Source organism: Streptomyces sp. NPDC002476 (genome assembly GCF_042889785.1).
Classification (GTDB): Bacteria; Actinomycetota; Actinomycetes; order Streptomycetales; family Streptomycetaceae; genus Streptomyces.
The window spans coordinates 1-6105 of the sequence record NZ_JBIARH010000088.1; the positions used below are offsets into that span (position 1 = coordinate 1).

A 6105-nucleotide genomic window follows, 5' to 3' on the forward strand; every position below is an offset into this window, starting at 1 on the left:
CGGACGACGGTGCCGGGGCTCCGGCGGGGGACGATGCGGGGACGGACATGACGAAGGTGCTCCTCGCGGTGTCGGGGTCGATGCGTGCTCGTGCCCCTCCCGGCGACGCCCGCCGGTCACGGCACTCGCGGATGTCAGACGGTGTTCCGGTACGGCGGCATGAAGCTCGTCCGCGGCATCTGGTCGGCGAGCACTCCCCCGTCGACGACGAGCCGCGCCCCGGTGAGGTACGCCCCCGCGTCCGAGGCGAGCAGCAGCAGCGCGCCCACGCACTCGTCGGGCCGCGCGTACCGGCCGAGCGGGATGCGTTCGCGGTAAGCGGCCTCGAACGCCTCCCGGTCGAAGGGGAATTCACCGTCGATGGGGGTCTCCACCATGCCGGGGGCGAGGGTGTTGGCGGTGATGCCGTGCGGGGCGAGCTCCACCGCCAGGGTCTCGGTGAGCAGTTGGGCGGCGGCCTTGGAGGCGTTGTAATGAGCCAGGCCCGCCTCCGCCACCAGGGCGTTCTTCGAGGTGATGGTGATGATGCGGCCCGCGACGCGGTCCGCCGTCATGTGTTCGGCGACGCGCTGGCTGAGGAAGAAGACCGCGTCGACGTTGACCCGCATGATGTGCGACCAGCTCGCGGGCGTGATCTCGTTGAAGCGCTCCAGGGCGGCCGTGCCCGCGTTGTTGACGAGGATGTGCAGCGGTCCGGCCTCGGCACGCACGGCGTCGACGAATCCGGGCAGCGCGTCGATGTCCGCGAGGTCCTGCCCGTACACCCGGGCGCGGCGGCCGAGCGCCTCGACCCGCGCCGCCGTCGCGTCGATCCCCTCCGCGCCGGGCAGGTCGACCAGGACCAGGTCGGCGCCCGCCTCGGCGAGCCCGACGGCGAAGGCCCGGCCCAGGCCCCGGGCGGCCCCGGTGACGACAGCGGTGCGCCCGGTCAGGTCGAAGCGGTCGGTGGGGCGGGGCGGGACGGCTGTGGTCATGGCGGGGGTCCTCCAGGCGGGGACGTGCGGAGAGCGGGGGTGTACGGGGAAGGGGCCGCCGCGCGGGACACAGGGGCGGGTGCGCGGCGGCCCGGCCGCCGGTGCGGCGCACGCGGACGAGGGGGTGCCCGGCCGCCGCACCGGCAGGTTCACGGGAACGGCCGGGTCGGAGGCTGCCGGGTGGCCTCGGATCGCGGGCCACTCGGCGGCCTCTCAGCCGTTCAGGCCCAGCAGGTCCAGCGACGGCCGGTGGATGATCTCCTCCACCGCGTCCGTGTCGAGCGGCGGCAGCCCGGGGATGCCGGGGACGCGGGCGATCTCCCGCAGGCCCTTCACCGAGTCGTCGACCGTCGTGAACGGGTAGTCGCTGCCGAACATCAGCTTGTGGAGGACCCCGTAGTCCTGGGCCAGCCGGAGGCTGTGCCAGAGCTGGAAGGGCCGGTAGTGCAGGGCGCTGATGTCCGCGTACACGTGCGGGTGCTTGCGGATGACCGCGATGCACTCGCCCTCGAAGGGATGGCCGAGGTGCGCGAGGACCATCCGCAGTTCGGGGTGGCGGATCGCGACGGCATCCAGGTGGCGGGGCATCGCCCACTCCAGGGGCGCCGTCGACACGAAGGTCGTGCCGGTGTGCACCAGGAGCGGGAGCCCGTGCCGTTCGGCGTAGCCGTACAGCTCGTCGTACTCCTCGGCGGCGGGGTCGAAGCCCGCGTACATCGGCATCAGTTTGATGCCGCGCAGGCCCAGTTCCTGGTGTCCGTAACGGAGTTCGTCCTGCCAGCCGGGCTGGGTGGGGTCGAGGGAGAGATACCCGATGAGCCGGTCCGGGTGCTCTCCCGCGTACGCGGCCACGGCCGCGTCGTCGACCCACAGTCCGCTGCGCCGCGCCTTGCCCCCGACGACGATCGTGCGGGTGCCCTCGGGGGCGGTGGCGGCGTACTCCTCCCACGTCACCGTCAGGTCGACCTCGCCCGCGTGGGCGCGGGCGGAGTCGGACCTGAACGGGTCGGTGAAGTCGTGGCTGTGCCGGAAGAGGTGCGAGTGGACGTCGACGATCATGTCCGGTTCCGCTTCTCCCAGCCGTCCGCGAACATGTTCCAGAACCGGTGGCTGGGCGGGTGCTCCTCGAAGACCTCGTCGACGAGTTCGACACCGAGCCCCGGGGCGGTCGGCAGGCCGATGTGGCCGTCGGTGATCGGGAGGGTGCCCTTGAGCGCGTCGAAGACGTAGTCCTCCAGGAGCCCGTCGAACGTCTCGAGGATCTTGAAGTTGGGGATGCCGAGTGTCGCGTGTACCGAGACCGTGGTGCAGAGCGGCGAGTTGGAGTTGTGCGGAGCCACCAGCATGCCGTGGGTGTCGGCGATCGCGGCCAGCTTCCTGACCTCGGTGAGGCCGCCGGCCATGGAGAGGTCGGGCTGGATGATGTCGACGGCGTTGGTGGCGAACAGCTGCTTGTACTCGTAGCGGTTGTGGAAGTGCTCGCCGCCGGAGATCGGGAACGCGGCGCGCTGCCGCAGCTCCGCGTAGCGCTCGATGTGGGTCCAGGGCATCGGCTCCTCGAACCAGCCGATGTCGAACGGTTCCAGCTCGCGCACCAGCCGGGCCGCGGTCGGCATGGCGAACCGGGCGTGGCCCTCGATGAACAGGTCGACGTCCGGTCCGATGGCCTCGCGAACCGCGGCCACCAGGTCGACGGAGCGGCGCAGTTCGGCGCGCTCCAGCTCGTGCAGTCCGGGGCCGAACGGGTCGAACTTGAGGGCGGTGAAGCCCTTGGCCACGGTCTCCTTCGCCTTGGCGGCGAAGGTCTCGGGTTCGCGTTCGCCGGTGTACCAGCCGTTGGCGTACACGCGGACGCGGTCGCGGCAGGCGCCGCCGGTGAGACGGTAGGCGGGCACCCCGAGCGCCTTGCCCATCAGGTCGTACATGGCCTGGTCGAGGCCCGACAGGGCAACACCGCCCATGTCACCGCCGCGCAGGAAGTCGCCCTGATAGACGCGGAGCCACAGCTCCTCGACGTCGAAGGGGTCGGCGCCGATGAGATGCCGCTGGGCGATCGACTCGGTGAGGGCGCAGACTTCCCGGACCCGGTAGGGGTGGGTGATCTCGCCGATGCCGGACAGGCCCTCGTCGGTGTGCACCCGGACATAGCCGAAGTCGCGCCAGGCGGTGCCGAGCATCAGGGTCTCGACGCGGCTGATGCGTCCGGCGGGGCCGGCCGGGCGGCTGCTGTTCACGGTGAGCATCAGCGGGTCGCCCCGCCCATGGTGGAGGTGTTCTCCAGGTCGCGGGCGCCGCCTTCGGCGAGGACGGCCTCGACCGCCGCTTCGGTGCCCTCGATGAGACGGTCCACGTCGGCGTCGGTGTGGGCGTAGCTGATGTGGCTGCGCTTGAGGTTGAGCGGCAGCTCGAACAGGCCGTGCTCGAGGAGCTTGCGGCGGTAGCCGACGAACAGGGAGGCGTCGTTGTTCAGCAGGTCGGCGTAGGTGCGGGGGGTCTCGCCGGGCATGAAGTAGCTGACGAAGACGGAGCCGTGGCCGGTGACGACGGCGGGGACGCCGAGGCGCTCGTACAGCCCGGTCAGTTCGGTGCGGACGCGCTCGCCGAGCCGGAAGACGTGCTCGTGCACGGGCTCCTCGCGGAGCTTGCGCAGGGTGGCGAGGGCGGCGGCGACGACGGACGGGTGTCCGTTGTACGTACCGGCGAAGAAGGCGGGGGCGCCGGGGGTGGTGGAGAAGAGGTCCATCAGGTCGGCGCGGCCGCCGATCGCACCGACGGGGGCGCCGTTGGCGATGGCCTTGCCGAGGGTGGTGAGGTCGGGGGTGACGCCGGAGATCTTCTGCCAGCCGCCGATGTCGTGGCGGAATCCGGTGATGACCTCGTCGAAGATCAGGACGCTGCCGGCCTTGCGGGTCTCCTCGCGAAGCGTGGTGAGGAACTCCTGGTACGGCAGGAGCGCGCCGACGTTGTGCGGGACGGGTTCGACGATGACGGCGGCGATGTCGGAGCCGTGCTCGGCGAAGGTGCGGCGGACGGCCTCGCTGTCGTTGAACGGCAGGACGAGGGTGGCTTCGAGAACCTCGGGGAGGATGCCGGTGGAGATCGGGTCGTGGCCGCCGACCTTGTCCGGGGCGGAGATGACGTTGAGGCTGACGGAGTCGTGCCAGCCGTGGTAGCAGCCCTGGAACTTGACGACGAGGCGGCGGCCGGTGGCGGCGCGGGAGACGCGCAGCGCGTGGAACGTGGCCTCGCTGCCGGTGCTGGTGAGCAGCACCTTCTCGATCGACGGGATCAGCTCGGCGAGCTGTTCGGCGAGGAGGACCTCGCCCTCGGTGACGCCGACGCCCATGTGGCCGAGGGTGGTGCCGGCCTCGGCGGTGGCGCGGGCCACGTCGGGGTCGTTGTGACCGAGCAGCGGCGGGCCGAATGCCGCGTGGAAGTCGGTGTATTCGCGTCCGTCGGCGGTCCGGAACCGCGCGCCGTCGGTGCCGGTGACGACGAGGTCGGTCAGTCCGGGAACGTTTCGCTGACCGCTGTTCACGCCGCCGGGTACGACCCGGCGGGCGCGCTCGGCGAGTCGGGCTCCGGATTCGTTGCCGGCCGGGCCTGAACTCATATCGCTTGCTCCTTGCGTCGATAGTCGTCGGTTGTCGCGGGCCCTGCCCGGCCCGTGAGTCCCTGGCGCCATCCGCCCGGCAGTCGCCGCAGGAAGAGAGTGATCCGTGTTGCGTGGGTGGTGCGTGTTGCGTGGGTGCTGCGTCTCGCTTTTTCCGAACGCTGTTCTGCAGGGCAGAACAGTTCCTGGATGGTACGTGGGCCACCAGGGACGGTCAACCCCTTTTCGGACAGTCGGATCATCTGTTCTCGGCCTTCATGCAGGAAGAAGCCACCGTCGACCCCCTATCCAGGCACTAAACTGTTCGAATATGACGACCAGCCCTGCCGCAGAAGAACCGAAGTACTGGGTCAAGAGCGTGGCCAGGGCAGCGGACATCCTCGAAGCGCTCGCCGCCCCCGCGCAGGGGAACGGCCTGAGCGTCACGGAGGTCGCACACGTCTGTTCCGTCTCCAAGAGCGCCGCCTTCGGCACGCTCCAGACCCTCCGCGCCTACGGACTCGTCTCGGACGACGGCGAGGGCATGAACCGCCGCTACCGGCTCGGCATGAGCCTGGCCCGCCTCGGCGACCGGGCCCGCTCACAGGTCTCCCTGCGCGGGGTGGCTCGTCCCGTGCTGAGCGAACTCACCCGGACCACGGGCATGGAGTCCCGGCTCGCGATCCCCGAGGAGGGCCTCGCGGTCGTCGTGGACCAGGTCGAACTCGACCAGCGGGTCCGCCTCGATCTGCGGATGGGCCACCGCGAGCTGCCGCACTGCACGGGCCTGGGCAAGGCGCTGCTGTCCGCGATGCCGCAGAGCGAGGCCGCCGCCGTCGTCGACCGGTTCGGACTGCCCCAGCGCACCCTCCGCACGATCACCGACCGGGACACGTTCCTGGCGCACCTGCGCGACATCGCCCGAGTCGGCTACGCCGTGGACGACGAGGAGGACGCGGAAGGCGTCATCTGCTTCGGCGCCCCCGTCCTCGACCACCGCTCGGTGTGCGCCGGAGCCGTCTCCATCACGGGCCTCAAGCTCGGCCTGCCGGCCTGGCGCTACCAGGAGCTGGGCGGCCAGGTGCGGGACGCGGCGCGGCGGATCAGCCTCGTGCTGGGCTGGGTCGACGACGCGGAGGACACCGCGTCCGCCTCCTGAGGGCTGTCCCGTCGTCGAACACTCGCCTTCGTGCGGCGCCCGGCACGCACGACCCGGCCCCGGCCGGACGACGGCGGTGCGAAGACACAAACCGGCGCCCCGAAACGGCACCTGACGGCCCATTCCGGCAAATTCGGGTCTTGACCGATCGCCACAACCCGCCGTAGGTTCCCTGCCAACCGCGAGGACATCCTCCCGTCACTCGCGCTTCACCCCCTTCCGGTCCGCTTCCGACGCCTGCCCATCGCGTCCGGAACACCCGACGACCGGACCTTTTCAGCCATCCGCCTCTCGGCAGTCCAACGCAGGAACGCTCCTCCACCCCCGGCGCTTCTCGGAAGGCGAAGTCCGCATGAGCGTTCCGCACCACCCCACCGTCC

General features: G+C 71.0%; 5 protein-coding genes. 1 reads left to right on the forward strand and 4 read right to left on the reverse strand.

The window, feature by feature from the left end:
* Positions 1-134: 134 nt before the first annotated feature.
* The 4 genes from ACFYXM_RS36680 to ACFYXM_RS36695 form a co-directional block, all read right to left on the reverse strand.
* Positions 135-974, reverse strand: coding sequence for an SDR family NAD(P)-dependent oxidoreductase (locus ACFYXM_RS36680; RefSeq protein WP_389296145.1), 840 nt, complete (start codon positions 972-974; stop codon positions 135-137).
* Positions 975-1187: 213 nt separating this feature from the next.
* Positions 1188-2033 carry an amidohydrolase family protein gene (locus tag ACFYXM_RS36685; RefSeq protein ID WP_389296147.1) on the reverse strand — a complete coding sequence of 282 codons (846 nt, stop codon included), beginning with the start codon at positions 2031-2033 and terminating at the stop codon, positions 1188-1190.
* Positions 2030-3217, reverse strand: a complete 1188-nt coding sequence (locus tag ACFYXM_RS36690) for a mandelate racemase/muconate lactonizing enzyme family protein (RefSeq protein WP_389296149.1) — start codon at positions 3215-3217, stop codon at positions 2030-2032. Before ACFYXM_RS36690 ends, ACFYXM_RS36685 begins: the two co-directional genes overlap by 4 nt.
* Positions 3217-4587 (reverse strand): aspartate aminotransferase family protein, encoded by a 1371-nt coding sequence (locus ACFYXM_RS36695; protein WP_389296151.1) that lies wholly within the window; start codon positions 4585-4587, stop codon positions 3217-3219. Before ACFYXM_RS36695 ends, ACFYXM_RS36690 begins: the two co-directional genes overlap by 1 nt.
* Before the next feature lie 310 nt (positions 4588-4897).
* Between ACFYXM_RS36695 and ACFYXM_RS36700 the strand changes: the two genes are divergently transcribed.
* Positions 4898-5725, forward strand: a complete 828-nt coding sequence (locus ACFYXM_RS36700; protein WP_389296153.1) for an IclR family transcriptional regulator — start codon at positions 4898-4900, stop codon at positions 5723-5725.
* Positions 5726-6105: the final 380 nt, after the last annotated feature.

What these genes read in the sequence shown, in the direction of transcription:
- ACFYXM_RS36680 (WP_389296145.1), bottom strand. Translation starts at nt 974, where the DNA reads ATGACCACAGCCGTCCCGCCCCGCCCCACCGACCGCTTCGACCTGACC.
- ACFYXM_RS36685 (WP_389296147.1), bottom strand. Translation starts at nt 2,033, where the DNA reads ATGATCGTCGACGTCCACTCGCACCTCTTCCGGCACAGCCACGACTTC.
- ACFYXM_RS36700 (WP_389296153.1), top strand. Translation starts at nt 4,898, where the DNA reads ATGACGACCAGCCCTGCCGCAGAAGAACCGAAGTACTGGGTCAAGAGC.
- ACFYXM_RS36690 (WP_389296149.1), bottom strand. Translation starts at nt 3,217, where the DNA reads ATGCTCACCGTGAACAGCAGCCGCCCGGCCGGCCCCGCCGGACGCATC.
- ACFYXM_RS36695 (WP_389296151.1), bottom strand. Translation starts at nt 4,587, where the DNA reads ATGAGTTCAGGCCCGGCCGGCAACGAATCCGGAGCCCGACTCGCCGAG.